This window comes from Herpetosiphonaceae bacterium (assembly GCA_036374795.1).
Taxonomy (GTDB): domain Bacteria; phylum Chloroflexota; class Chloroflexia; order Chloroflexales; family Kallotenuaceae; genus LB3-1.
The window spans coordinates 1-13293 of sequence record DASUTC010000080.1; the positions used below are offsets into that span (position 1 = coordinate 1).

Sequence of the window (13293 nt, forward strand, 5' to 3'; positions counted from 1 at the left end):
GAGCCCCAGGCGATCGAGGCTGTCGTCAACAGCACGCTGGTGCCGTATGCCGTGCCGTGGCAGACCTATGGCGTGCCCTGGTATTTTCCGACGCCGAGCGAGGTGCTGGCTCGCGGCGAGGGCGATTGCCAGGCGCGGGCGGTGGTCTTCGCCAGCATCTTAAGCGCCAAGGGCATTCCCGCGACGCTTGTCGGATCGTTCGATCACCTGTGGGTGGATTATCCCGGCAAGCAGGAGAATGCGCTTGAGAACGCGGCGGTGGCGATTGCCGCTCAGCAGCCGGATGGCCGCTACACCTTGCGCTGGCCGTCGCTGATCGAGTGGCGCACGTCGTGGCAGATCGAGCGCGCGTATTTTTGGGACGCGATGCCCCGCGCGCGGCTCTGGCTGCTGATCGGCGGCTGGGCGGTGATCTTCCAGCTCCGCAGGCTGTCTCGCGCTCGCATGCTGGCGGCGCTGCGCGGCGTTTGGAAGCGCCAGCCGACTGTGACATCGTAGCGCGCCGATAGGCCGGGGCGAAAGAACCAAGAACGAAAGAACAAAGCGATCGGAGTCAGGGATCGGGAAAAGCCCCGGCATCGCTTGCTGATGCAGAATCGGCTGCTTCCCCAGCCCGCGCCTGAGGTTCTGCGCTGGCGATCCCCACGGCTGCTGTGCGTGTCATGCCTCGAACATCATCAGGCGGGAGTTCGTCTCGCCTGATTGGTCTGTCCGATGTCTGAGGTGGCGCGTGGAGGCGCAAGGGGTTGTGAAAGAAGCGGGTATAATGACCGACGTAGCATGAAGAGAGGCCCGATGAGTCAAGAACCTTCAGCGCGAGTACAGCAGGCGCTCGAACGTTTCGGCGAGGATGAGGCGCTGACCGCTGAGCTGACCGATCCTGTCGCGACCGCGCTGCTTGATTGGATTACCCAGCAGGTGCAGGCGGCGGATGCCGCCGCCGACGATGCGGCGTTTCGTGAGCGTGTGGCCGCGATCCGAGCCGCAGCGCGGGCGGCGGCGCGCTCAGCGGCGGACGATCAAGCAGCGGCTGCGGTCGTCGAGCGGGCGCAGGCGGCGTTGCAGGCAGCCGCGACAGTCTCGACTCCCTCGGCGGCGGCTCCTTCCAAGCCTCACCCGGTATCTGGGTCATCGTCTGCCGCGCCTGCGGATGCCAGTAGTCGGAGCGCGCCACAGGCAAGACGGCGCGCGCTATGGAACTCTCTGCGGCGGCGCGTGCGCAGATGGGTTTATCGAAAGGTTTGAGTCATGCCACGTCGTCGCACCCATCAACAAAACTCGCGTCGCACGCGGCAGGGAGGCTCGCGTCGCATCGGTCGCAATGATCTGCCCCTGAACAAGCTGATCCCGCTGCTGCTGATCCTTGCGGCGCTCTGGCTATACCAGAACGGCTATTTCGACCGCTGGCTGGAGCAGATCCGTGATCTGGCGCCGTCGGCACAGCGCGCGCCTGAGCTGGACGATGGCTCGCAGCCCGAAGCGCCGAGCGCTGATGAGCCGGTCGTGCCGCAGCCTTCCGTCGCGCCGCGCACGGCTCCACCGCCACAGGATCAGGTCGAGACGGAGACGATGCGCGGCTACAGCGGCTCGTGGTATCAGGTCTATTTTACCAAGCCGCAGTATCCCGAACGAGCCGAAAACCGCGTGGGCGGCCTGGACGAGACGATCGCGGCGGATATCGACGCTGCTCAGCGTCGCGTCGAGCTTGCGTCGTTCGACTTCGATCTGCCCAAGATCGCCGAGGCGCTGATCCGTGCCCAGCAGCGCGGCGTGCAGGTGCGCGTCTCGATCGACGGCGAGAATCTGGAGACGCCCGAAGTCTCGAAGCTGACCGGCGATTTACAAGCCGCCGGTATTCCGGTCTTTTTTGACGAGCGGGAAGCGTTCATGCACAATAAGTTCATCGTGATCGACGAGACGATCGTCTGGACCGGCTCGATGAATCTGACGGTCAACGATGCCTTCCGCAACAACAATAACATGCTGCGTATCGCCGATCCCCGGCTGGCCGCGAACTACACCGCCAAGGCGGAGGACATCTTCCAGGGCGCGGGCGGCACAAGCGGATCGAGCGTGCTGGTGAATCCGCAGCTCACGATCGATAGCGCGACGGTAGTCAATGCGTTCTCGCCCGATGATCCGATCACCGAGCAGATCGTCGAGCGGTTGCAGGCCGCGCAACAGTCGATCGACGTGATGGCCTTTGCCTTCACCTCGGACCCGATCGCGGATACACTGATCGAGGCCAAGCAGCGCGGGCTGGCCGTACGCACGGTAATGGAGAGCCGTAATACCAGGGGTACCGGCTCCGAGCTGGGCAAGCTCAAAGACGCGGGCGTCGATATCCACAGCGACGGCAATTGCTACATCATGCATAGCAAAACGATGATCATCGACGATCATCTGGTGATCACCGGATCGTTCAACTTTACACGGGCGGCACAGACCCAAAACGACGAAAACGTGCTGATCGTCGATGATGCCGGGCTGGCGGCACGCTACAAAGAGGAGTTCGAGCGTGTCTATCAGCAAGCTCTCGAACCAACCCGCTGTGGATAGGAAACGGGCCATGCTTCGTCAAGAGTCCATGACGCTCCAGCAGACGCTCAGCACCATCCCGCTCTTCGCCGATCTGGACGAGCGCGCTCTGCAAGCGCTGGCGCGCTGTATGTGCGAGTGCCGGTATCGCGCCGGGCAATACCTCACCTACGAGGGCCAGCCAGCCGAGGCGCTCTTTGTCGTGCTCAGCGGGCGGGTGCGCCTGGCGCGTACCGCCAACGATGGCCGCGAGCAGGTGCTGGCGGTCGTCGGCAGCGGCGAGGTCTTCAACATGGAGCCCCTGCTGGACGGCGGCCTCACGCCCACGACCGCGCGCGCAATGAGCGCTGTCACCTGCCTGCTGCTGCCGGATGAGTCGCTGGTGCCGTTGATTCGGCAGTTTCCCGATCTGGCCCTGGTCTTCATGCGCCAGATGGCCGAACAACTGCGCGAGCAGGCAGCGCTGATCGAGGATCTCGGCTTTCGCTCGGTGCGGGCGCGTCTGGCGCGGCTGCTGCTGAACGAGGCGGCCAACGGCACGGCGATGCTGACCCAGGCGGAGCTTGCAGCGCGCGCCGGAACCGTGCGCGAGATCGTCGGGCGAACCCTGCGCCAGATGGCCGACGAGGGCCTGGTCGCGCTCAAGCGGGGCCAGGTGATCGTGCTGGATGCCATGGGCTTGCAGCACGCCGCTGAGATATAAAGAACACGGGAACACGGGAACAAGCGGAGAACCAGGCGCCAAACCCACGAACAGGGGAGAGCTCGAAACTCAGAGCTTGAAACGTCGAACTCGAATGAATATGAGAATAGTTCTCAGAAGTGGAACTAGAGTCACAGACAGGTGGTACAGGGCGTGCTATCGTATGCCATATCACGAAGCTATATCTTGCTCTGGGGAGCAAGCGGAAAGGAGCCGTTCTCATGCCATACATCATTGCAGAACCCTGTATCGGAACCAAGGACTCGGCGTGTGTGAAGGTCTGTCCAGTTGATTGCATCTACGAGGGCGAAGATCAGTACTATATCAATCCCGACGAGTGCATCGACTGTGGCGCGTGCGAGCCGGAGTGCCCCGTCTCAGCGATCTTTGCCGAAGATGCCGTGCCCGAGCAGTGGCAGAGCTATATCGCCAAGAACGCCGCTTTCTTCGGATAGATAACACTGCTAGCGCAAGCAGAACGGGACGCCACTCGGCGTCCCGTTTCGTTTGTATCCATCCTGTCGGCGCACCGCGTCTACTTCGCGATCATCGGGATATAGTGAGTCGCGCCCGGCACGATGACCGTGAGCGAAGGCGAGTAGAGGCGTAGCGTGCCGTTGCCGGCGTAGCGACGGCCCACGAAGTAGAAGGTGTGAACGCCCCTGCTGATGTTGACCAGCCCGGAGATCGCCACGATCCGATCGGTGCCGTCGCCGCTATCGGTGTACACGTTGACCCAGCGATCGAAGAGCGAGCTGCCGGTGTCGTTATCCACGCCCACGCGGAACTGACCCTCCCAATCGTTGCCCGCGCCGGTGCTGTTCAGACCAGCCGAGGCGCTCGCGTCGATGAAGGCAAAGCCGTTGTCGGGCACGTTCAGCGTGCAGGAGCGAATGATACTATAGGTCGTGGTGCTATTGGTCCATGTGTCGGAGCCTCCCGCGCCGCAGACTTTGGCAGTGACGTTGGGCGCTGGGAAGTACAGCACGCTGAGCGAGGGATCGTAGAGCTGGACCGTGCCCGTGCCGTTGTAGCGCGCGCCTGAGAAGTAGAACGTGTGCGTTCCCGCGCTGACCGAGGTGAGCAGCGAGGTCGCGACGGCCTCATCGGTGCCGTCGCCGCTGTCGGTGTACACATTGACCCAGCGGTCGCTTGAGGCAGTGCCGCTGACGGTATCGACGCCCAGGCGGAAGCGTCCCTCGTACGCGCCGCCGCTGCCCAGTCCAGCCGAGGTCGTTCCATTGAGATACACAAAGCCGCTCTTTGGCACGTTCAGCCCGCAGGAGCGAATTTCCTGAAATGAATCTGCGGTGGTGGTCCAGACCGTGTTGCTCGCCACGCCGCAGGCCAGCACATCGCCCGACGAGCCGGGGAAGTACAGCACGCTGAGCGAGGGATCGTAGAGCTGGAGTGTGCCCGCGCCGTTGTAGCGCGCGCCGAGGAAGTAGAAGGTGTGCGTTCCCGCGCTGACCGGCGCGAGCAGCGTGACCTGGGCGTTCTTATCGGTGCCGTCGCCGCTGTCGCCGTAGACGTTGATCCAGCGATCGGTCGCGGCATTGCCGCTGGCCGAGTCGATGCTGACGTTGAGGCGGGCCTCGAAGTCGCCGTTGTTACGCCCAAGCGCGGTCGATCCGATCAGATAGACAAAGCCGTTTTCGGGCAGCGTCAGCGTACACGAGCGGATGGTTTCAAACGAGTTCGATGTTGTGGTCCAGCCGCCGTCTTGAATCGTGCCGCAGGCGGTGAACCGCCAGCCGGTTCCAGCCGCAGCCGCAGAGCTGGCAGCGGACAGATCGCCGTCGTCGTTCTTGGTGCCGGGCAGCGCCGGGCCGCTCGACGTGACGCCGTGGGGATCGTGCGTCGGCTGGGTGGTAGCGTTCTTCGAGCCGGGCGGTGGTGGCATCTCCACGGTGCTGCCCGCGATCGTTTGCGACGGCTCGTTGGTCGGGCCGGGCTTGGAGCCGAGCCGGGCATCTGCGAGGGCAACGGTGGATGGAGCGTGGAGATTTCCTGCGAGCAGGACCATGAGCAGAACGAGCGTGAAGAGCACGACACGCTGTGGACGGGGACGTGGATGGGGGGCGAGCATTACATCACTCCTTTACCTGGGCGGCGTCCGCAAGGGACAGAGTCGTCTAATATCGCGCCTGGTAGCTGGCGCGATACTGCGTGTATGCGATGGATCACGATCAGCGAGGGAACAGTTTGGAGCCACCCCGGGCCCAAAGGGCACCCCCCGGCCTGACAGCACACTAGCGAAGAGCTCTCGTAAACTATGATGTATGGCGAGGAGCAGCTTAGAGATACTCAGCCATTGTAGAGCAAGATGCTGCGCTTTGCAATCGGGTATCTGATCCTCGCGCGATGTGCTCCAATATACGCGGCGTTGACGCCAGAGGCCGATGTTCTATAATATACAGGCGTGTACCATCCATGTGACATAGTGGAAGTGTCGGCGCAGCGGCGGCGGCGCTTATTTGTCTATGTGGCAGGGGCCTACGCAGACATGAAACGCGCCGATCCAGTCCAAAGCACAATGGTGTGGGATCGCCCACTCTCCGGCCTGGTGGCGCACCAAGGTGATCTATGACGTTACTCGAACAACTGCAACATGATCTGAAAGCTGCGATGCGCTCCAAGGAGGAGCCGCGTCTGACCACGATTCGCTCGCTGATCGCGGCGATCAAAAACGAGGAGGTAGCCAAGCGCTCACGGGAACGTAGCGCGGCGCTGAAGCGTCTTGCCCAGGAGCGCGGCGTTCGCCCCGACGATATTCCGACGAGCGATCTGCCCAAGGGCGAGCCGCTGACCGAAGCCGAGATGCGGCAGGTGGTCAACCGCGAGGTCAAGCAGCGCCAGGACGCGGCAGAATCCTACCGCGCTGCCGGTCGTGCCGATGCGATGGCCTCCGAGGAGGCCGAGATCGCCGTGCTGCGATCGTATTTGCCCCAACAGATGAGCGTCGAGCAGCTTCGTCCGCTGATCCAGGGCGTAATCCAAGAAGTCGGCGCGACCAGCAAGGCCGATCTGAAAAAGGTTATGCCGCTGGTGATGCAACGCTATAAAGATCAGGCAGACGGGCGGACGCTCAATCAGTTAGTTCAAGAGCTTTTGAGCTAACGCGAGGCTGGAAGATCTGTGTCCAACCGTCAACCCTGGCGCTACGTAGACGGCTTTCGCCGTCATGCTCGGCTTCAACGCTGGCTGCTCCGCTGGCTGCCGCCACGGGTGGTCCGGCCCTGGCGCACCGCCGCAGGTCGTCGTGCGGCGCGTCAGCGCAAGCCGCTGATCACGATGGCGCTCTTTGGCCTGGCGCTGGGCGTGGTGCTTGGCGTGATCCTGGCGACGCCGATCTCGGCGACAGCCGGGATCGTCAAAGGCGCGCCGAGCCCGGTCACGCTTCATGCGCCGCGCTCGCTCTCCTACGAGAGCGAGGTGATGACGCGACGCGCTCAGGAGGAGGCGGCGAATAATCCGGCCAACGTTCAGGTTCGCTCCGACTCAACCGTGCAGCAGGCGCAGCGCGATGCGATGTCGCAGGCGCTCGATGACATCTCGCGTATTCGCAACAGTACGGAGCTAAGCTCCGAGGCGCGCGCCGAATCGCTCCGATCGCTGCCAAGCGTGCCGATCTCAGATACCCTGGCGCTGCAACTGGTCGAGCTGGACGATGAGCGCTGGCAGATCATCACCGACGAGGCGCGGCGCGTCTATGATGAGATCTGGCAAAACCACAACAGCGCGCTCAGAAGCACCGATATTCAGGCGATCCGCGAGCGCGAGCTGCCGTATGTCCAGGTCGCGCCGACGTTGAATGCGTCGGAGCGCAATCTGGTGCTGTATTTTGTCAACGTCTTCCTGAAGGCGAATCGCATGGTCGATCAGGAGGCAACCGAGCTGCGGCGAGCTGCCGCCCGTAAAGCGGTCGAGCCGGTGACTGTCACCGTGATCAAAGGCCAGAACATCGTCCGCGAGGGCGATGTGGTTTCGGAGGAAACCTACGAGACGCTGTTGAGGTTTGGGCTCGTCTTTGGCGCAGGCGGCACGGTGGCGATGTTGCAGCAGTTTGTGCTGGGCCTGCTCGCGGCCTGGCTGTTCGCGACGTATCTGTACCGCTATCAGTCTCATCTGTGGCTTAATCATCGTGGTCTTACCGTGATCGGCGCGGCGATGGCGGCGCTGGTGCTGGGTGGCCGGATCGTCGTGCCCATATGGGAGGGCGCGCCCTACGCCTTCCCGCTGGCGACGCTGGCGGTCCTGCTGACGGTGCTCTTCAACGGCAGCCTGGGCCTGCTGTCGGCGCTGACGGTCGCGCCGCTGATCGGGATGCAGACCGAGCAGAGCATCGGCCTGACGCTGACGCTGATGCTGGGCAGCGCCGCCGGTGTCTTCGTGGCGCAGCGCGCCGTGCGCAGCGTATCGTTCGTATGGGTCGGGCTGTCGGTTGCCTTCGTCACGATGCTGAGCGCCGGTGTCTTCTGGCTCGGCCCGCTCTCCGACTGGCCGGGCGCGCTGGATATTGCGTTCTTTAGCCTGCTCAACGGCGCGCAATCGGTGATCATCGTGCTCGGCACATACCATATTTTGGGACGGCTGGCGAACGTGGTAACGCCCTTGCAGTTGATGGAGCTGGCGCATCCCAACCATCCGCTGCTGCACCGACTGATGCGCGAGGCGCCGGGCACCTACCATCACAGCATCGTCGTCTCGAATCTGGCCGAGGTTGCCGCCGAGAATATCGGAGCCGATCCGCTGCTGGCGCGGGTCGGGGCATACTACCATGATGTCGGCAAGATCCTCAGGCCGTATTTCTTCACCGACAACCAGCACGAGCGCTCAAACGTCCACGATGTGCTCGATCCGAAGACGAGCGCGACGATCATTATCGACCATGTGCGTGAGGGCGCGCGGCTGGCGCGGGAGCATGGGCTGCCCCAGCAGGTCGTTGATTTCATTCCGCAGCACCACGGCACCAATCTGGTTTCGTACTTCTACCAGCGCGCGCTGCAAGAGGACGGCGATACCAACATCGAGGAGTTTCGCTATCCCGGGCCGAAGCCGCAGACGCGCGAGGCCGGGATCATGATGCTGGCCGACGGCGTGGAGGCCACGGTGCGGGCACGCGCGCAGAGCGGCAAGCTGCGTCCGGCGCGGCCCAACGATGAGGACGAGCGCGGCCAGCGCGGGATGCAATCGATCGCCGAGGTCGTCGAGCAGATCGTCAGCGAGCGGCTGCGCTCAGGCCAGCTCGACGAGTGTCCGCTGACGCTGCGCGACATCGCCGTGATCAAGGAATCATTTATCAACACGCTGCAAGGGATCTATCATCCGCGCGTCGATTATCCGCAGCCAGCGGCGCAGACATCGAACGGCAACGGGCCGGGCTAGGGGCGAAGCATCAAGAACCAAGAACCAAGACACGAGAACTAAGCACCAATTTCTCCCCCGTTCCAACCGCACACAAGCGGGAAAGGGACCTGCGAGGATGGGGAAGGGCGGGTGCCCTCTGGGCGCAGGGGCCGGAGGATGAGGGCCTGCACGAGAAACTTGAAACTTGAAACTTGGAACTTGGAACGGAGCGACATGGAGCAGGAGACGATCACGGTTAATATCGAGGTAGACGAGCCGTTCGTGCCGCAGGTCGATACGGCGGCGCTGGAACACCTGGCGCGGCATGTGCTGCGCGGCGAGGGCATCGACGAGTCCGTCGAGGTCAGCATCTGGATCACCGATGAGGACGAGTTGCACACGCTGAATCGCACCTATCGCAACGTGGACGCCTCAACCGATGTGCTCTCGTTCGGGGCGGAGGCCGACGAGGACGAGCAGCCCTTTGTGAGCGCACCCGACCAGCCGCGCTACCTGGGCGATCTGGCGGTTTCGTATCCGCACGCGGTGCGGCAGGCCGACGAGTACGGCCACTCGCTTCAGCGCGAGCTGAGCTATCTCGTGGCGCATGGGCTGCTGCACCTGCTGGGCTACGACCATGAGCAGCCGGAGGATGCGCAGGCGATGCGTGGACGTGAAGAGGCGCTGCTTGGCGCGCTCGGCATCACCCGCGAGAGCTGACATGGCCCGCGAACGATCGCCGCTGCGCCCGCTCACGACCGCTTCTGCCGCCCGGCATCCGCTGCTGCGCTGGCTGATCGGCCTGATCCGCTCGTTCGGCTTCGCTTTTGCCGGGATCGGCGCGCTGCTGCGGACTCAGCGCAACGCTCAGATTCATGTCGCAGCGATGATCGTCGTGGTTGGGGCGGGATGGCTCCTCGGCGTGGGCCTGGGCGATTGGATCGCGCTGACGCTGGCGACGGCGCTGGTGCTGTCGCTTGAGGCGCTCAACACAGCGCTTGAGGCCGTCGTCGATCTGGTGTCGCCGCAGCCGCACCCGCTGGCGAAGCGCGCGAAAGATGTCGCGGCGGGCGCGGTGTTGATCGGCGCGATCGGCGCGGCGATCGTCGGCTGTATCGTCTTTCTGCCTAAACTGCTTGCGCTGATCCTGTGAAGATTTTATACCTCGCTCCGGCCCCGCCCTATCCCCCCCACGGCGGCGGGCAGCAGCGGATCTACCAGTTCATCCAGCACACGGCCCGCGATCATGAGGTCTGGCTGCTGTCGTTGAGTCCCAGCGCCGAGGCGACCGCCGCGATGGAGCCGCTGCGCGATCTGTGCCAGGTTGTGACGGTGTCCGCGCCCGTTCGCTCAGGCGTGGACCGGCTGCGCACAACGCTGCTGTCGCCGCTGCCCGACATGGCGCTCCGTGGGCGCTCCGCGTCGTACGCGGCTGCGCTGGCCGGGCTGCTCAAGCGGGTGCCGTTCGATGTGGTGCAGGCCGAGAGCATCGAGATGGTGCAGTACGGCAGGCAGCGCCCGCGCTGCCGTCCGCTCTATGTCTATGATGCGTTCAATGCCGAGTTTGTCTTGCAGCGCCGTGCGTTCACTACCGATCTGCGGAGTCCGCGCAAGCTGCCCGCGGCGGGCTACTCGCTGATCCAGTGGCAGAAGCTCCGCTGGTACGAGTCGCGCGTGGGGCGGCGCTTCGGCGGCATGATGGCGGTGTCGAGCGACGACGCGGCGACCCTGGGCGCGCTCACGGCCACGCTGCCGATCGGCGTGGTGCCCAACGGCGTGGATACGGCCTTCTTTCGCCGCGATCCGCAGCCTGAGCCACAGGCAGAGTCGCCCTACACGCTCTTCACCGGCACGCTCGATTTTCGCCCGAATATCGACGCCGTGACGTGGTTTGCGCGGCAGGTCTTGCCGCTGATTCGTGCGCAGCAGCCCGATCTGCGCTTCGTGGTCGTCGGGCGCAACCCCACGACGGCGGTGCGCCAGCTGGCTCGATTGCCGGGCGTCGAGATCGTGGGCGAGGTGGCGGATGTGCGGCCCTGGTTCGAGCGCACGGCGGCGTATGTCGTGCCGATGCGTATCGGCGGCGGCGTGCGGCTCAAGCTGCTTGAGGCGCTGTCGATGGAGCAGCCCGTGGTGGCGACGCACATGGGCGCGGAGGGCGTCGAGGGGCTGCAAAGCGGCGTGCATGCGCTGCTGGCCGATCGTCCGGCTGAGTTCGCCGCCGAGGTCTGCCGGGTGGTCCGCGATCGGGAGCTGGCGCGGCGGCTGGGAGCGGCGGGCCGCGCGCTCGTCGTCGAGCGCTACGACTGGCTGGCGATCGTACCGCGCATGGTGAGCATCTGGCGTGAGTGGTTGGAGCGGCTGGAAGCCCAGGATTAGCGGCACCAGCCTACTGCTTCGCTAGGCCGCGCCGAGCACCACACCTTCACGGGCGGGCAGCGTCAGCGTCACCTTGCCGTCCTCGACCACGCCCGCGACCGTTGGGCCAAAGAAGCTATGCAGCGCGGCCATTTTAGACAACGGGTTCGTTGACTACCAAATGGTAGTAACGATCGATGCACGAATCTTTAGATCGCGGCTGATAACTGGAACGCCAAGATGGAGCGCTGTCGCAGCTACTATGCGATCGGGTAACTCTGGGACGTGAGCGCGATCAATTTGCCGCATCGCTTGCACGACCAGGCTATCCAGTGGAATCTCAACGAGTGTTGCATCTGCACGATTCAGCGCGGCCAGAATACGGTCAAACGCATCTGTGGCGATCCGTCCTTTCTCGATGAGATACACAACCTCAGCCAGCACAATCGAGGATATGGCGATTTGATCACCAGCGCTATCGATCTGATCGAGCAGTGTTTGCGCTGCACGTGATAAGCGCGAATCATTATAGAGATACCACAAAATTGTATGGGTATCAGCAAGGACACGGATTGTCATACGGCGTCACTGGGAAACGTCGCCCACATATCACGTTGAGTCTCGGTAATATCGGCATCGGACGGCGCTGCTCCTAAATCGGCAAGTAATCCGCGCAGGGGTGGACGCGCCATGTTCGTCGATGGCTGTGGCTCCGCAAGCAAATATTCCATGGTCGGCGCAAGACGTACAATTAAGCGGGCTTGATCGATAGGCCGTAGACGCCGTGCTAACGCAAGCACCTGATCAAGTGTGATCTCTGCGGTCGTCATAGCATCCTCTCATGTTCGGTCATACGAGTATAGCATATCAATAATAATGGGATTAGAACGGGTAAGGGCGCAATGGTACACTACGCCGCGCCGAGCACCACACCTTCACGGGCGGGCAGCGTCAGCGTCACCTTGCCGTCCTCGACCACGCCCGCGACCGTTGGGCCAAAGAAGCTATGCAGCGCGATCTGATCGGCGAAGTGCTTGTCCACCGGCATTGTCACCTGCTGCTCCCGATCCCCCACGTTGAGCGCGACGATCAGCGTCTCTATGTCGCCGGTGCGCGCCATGGCATAGACGCTACCCTCGGCATACACGGTCCGGATACTGCCGTGGCGCAGCACCGTATGGTTTTTGCGTAGCTGGATCGCCCGCCTGAAGTAGTCGAGCAGCTCCAGGTTCCACTTCGATTCGTCCCAGGGCATGCCCCGGCGACTATCGGGATCGAGCGCGCCGGGCAGGCCGATCTCGTCGCCGTAGAAAATGCTGGGAGCGCCCGGATAGGTCATCTGGAAGAGCGTCGCCAGCTTTACCGTCGCGATGTCGTCCTGGGCCATCGTCAGCAGCCGGGCGGTATCGTGGCTATCCAGCAGGTTCATCTGCACCAGCGTATGCTCCCAGTCGTACATGCGCAGCAGCGCCTCGATCTTGCGAGCAAAGCCGGGCGCGTCCAGGGCGGGGTAAGGCTTGTACGACCGACCCTCGACCATCTCGATCACCACGCGATCTCCGGCGGTAAAGGCGATCAGCGGCGCGGTAAAGAGATAGTTCATCACCGCGTCGAACTGATCGCCCTGAAGCCACTCGCGGGCATCGGTCCAGACCTCGCCGACGATATAGGCGTCGGGATTAATGGCCTTGACGCGCTGGCGAAACTCCTGCCAGAAGCCGGGCGTTTTGATCTCGAAGGGCACGTCCAGCCGCCAGCCGTCGATGTTGAACTCGCGCAGCCAGAACTCGCCCACGCGCATCAGGTACTCGCGCACGGCTGGATTGTCGGTGTTGAACTTGGGCAGCGCGCGGTTGCCCACCCAGGCGACATAGTTGGCGGGCTTGTCGCCGTCGTAGGGCGAGAGCGGCCAGCCTTCGATGAAGAACCAGTCGATGTAGGCCGAGTGCGGGCCGTGCTCCAGAATATCGTTGAAGGGCAGGAACGCGCGGCTGGCGTGGTTGAACACGCCGTCTAGCACGACGCGCATGCCGCGCCTGTGGCACTCGTCGATCTGATCGCCGAGCGCCTGGTTGCCGCCGAGCATTGGATCGACCTGATAGTAGTCGGCGGTGTGGTAGCGGTGGTTCGAGGCCGACGCGAAGATCGGCGTGAAGTAGATCGCGTTCGCGCCCAGCGCCTCGATATGATCCAGATGCTCGATCACGCCGTAGAGATCGCCGCCCATGTAGCCCTCGACGGTCGGCTTGCTATCCCAGGGCTTGAGATTGCTCGGCTTCAGCACGCGCTCGCTCCTGGCAAAGCGATCGGGGAAGATCTGGTAGAAGATCGCATCCTTGACCCAC

At 63.4% G+C, this 13293-nt stretch carries 14 protein-coding genes; 10 read left to right on the top strand and 4 right to left on the bottom strand.

Translation table 11 applies throughout. From position 1 onward, the window contains the following. From VFZ66_05495 to VFZ66_05515, 5 genes are all read left to right on the top strand, one after another. Window positions 1-498 (top strand): hypothetical protein (locus VFZ66_05495; GenBank protein ID HEX6288622.1); only part of this gene is annotated, 498 nt, incomplete at its 5' end. A gap of 297 nt (window positions 499-795) precedes the next feature. Next, window positions 796-1245, top strand: a complete 450-nt coding sequence (locus tag VFZ66_05500) for a hypothetical protein (protein ID HEX6288623.1) — start codon at window positions 796-798, stop codon at window positions 1243-1245. A 3-nt stretch (window positions 1246-1248) separates the two neighbouring features. Next, window positions 1249-2559, top strand: coding sequence for a phospholipase D-like domain-containing protein (locus VFZ66_05505; GenBank protein HEX6288624.1), 1311 nt, complete (start codon window positions 1249-1251; stop codon window positions 2557-2559). Between the two features lie 10 nt (window positions 2560-2569). Further along, on the top strand, window positions 2570-3241 hold the full coding sequence (locus VFZ66_05510; GenBank protein ID HEX6288625.1) for a Crp/Fnr family transcriptional regulator: 672 nt from the start codon (window positions 2570-2572) through the stop codon (window positions 3239-3241). Window positions 3242-3462: 221 nt separating this feature from the next. Then, window positions 3463-3696: a ferredoxin family protein gene (locus VFZ66_05515; protein ID HEX6288626.1), complete on the top strand. Its 234-nt coding sequence runs from the start codon at window positions 3463-3465 to the stop codon at window positions 3694-3696. Between the two features lie 80 nt (window positions 3697-3776). Here VFZ66_05515 and VFZ66_05520 read toward each other — a convergent pair whose 3' ends face one another. Further along, window positions 3777-5330, bottom strand: a complete 1554-nt coding sequence (locus tag VFZ66_05520) for a hypothetical protein (protein HEX6288627.1) — start codon at window positions 5328-5330, stop codon at window positions 3777-3779. Between the two features lie 497 nt (window positions 5331-5827). Here VFZ66_05520 and VFZ66_05525 point away from each other — a divergent pair, with 497 nt between their 5' ends. From VFZ66_05525 to VFZ66_05545, 5 genes are all read left to right on the top strand, one after another. Continuing rightward, the gene (locus VFZ66_05525; protein HEX6288628.1) at window positions 5828-6361 is read left to right on the top strand and encodes a GatB/YqeY domain-containing protein; all 534 of its coding nucleotides are present in this window, start codon (window positions 5828-5830) and stop codon (window positions 6359-6361) included. A gap of 18 nt (window positions 6362-6379) precedes the next feature. Continuing rightward, entirely contained in the window at window positions 6380-8629 is a 2250-nt protein-coding gene (locus tag VFZ66_05530) for an HDIG domain-containing protein (GenBank protein HEX6288629.1), read from the top strand. Between the two features lie 195 nt (window positions 8630-8824). Further along, complete coding sequence (gene ybeY / locus VFZ66_05535) at window positions 8825-9310, top strand: rRNA maturation RNase YbeY (GenBank protein ID HEX6288630.1); 486 nt, start codon at window positions 8825-8827, stop codon at window positions 9308-9310. Between the two features lies 1 nt (window position 9311). Continuing rightward, the gene (locus VFZ66_05540) at window positions 9312-9743 is read left to right on the top strand and encodes a diacylglycerol kinase family protein (protein HEX6288631.1); all 432 of its coding nucleotides are present in this window, start codon (window positions 9312-9314) and stop codon (window positions 9741-9743) included. Further along, entirely contained in the window at window positions 9740-10969 is a 1230-nt protein-coding gene (locus tag VFZ66_05545; GenBank protein HEX6288632.1) for a glycosyltransferase, read from the top strand. The genes VFZ66_05540 and VFZ66_05545 overlap by 4 nt, the downstream gene beginning before the upstream one ends. A 153-nt stretch (window positions 10970-11122) precedes the next feature. On the opposite strand, the gene VFZ66_05550 is transcribed toward VFZ66_05545, so the two are convergent. From VFZ66_05550 to VFZ66_05560, 3 genes are all read right to left on the bottom strand, one after another. After that, window positions 11123-11527, bottom strand: coding sequence for a PIN domain-containing protein (locus VFZ66_05550; GenBank protein ID HEX6288633.1), 405 nt, complete (start codon window positions 11525-11527; stop codon window positions 11123-11125). Next, a complete protein-coding gene (locus tag VFZ66_05555) occupies window positions 11524-11778 on the bottom strand; it encodes a hypothetical protein (GenBank protein HEX6288634.1) in 255 nt (84 codons plus the stop codon). The genes VFZ66_05550 and VFZ66_05555 overlap by 4 nt, the downstream gene beginning before the upstream one ends. An 80-nt stretch (window positions 11779-11858) precedes the next feature. Beyond that, window positions 11859-13293: glycoside hydrolase family 13 protein (locus VFZ66_05560; protein ID HEX6288635.1), on the bottom strand; the 1435-nt coding region annotated here is incomplete at its 5' end.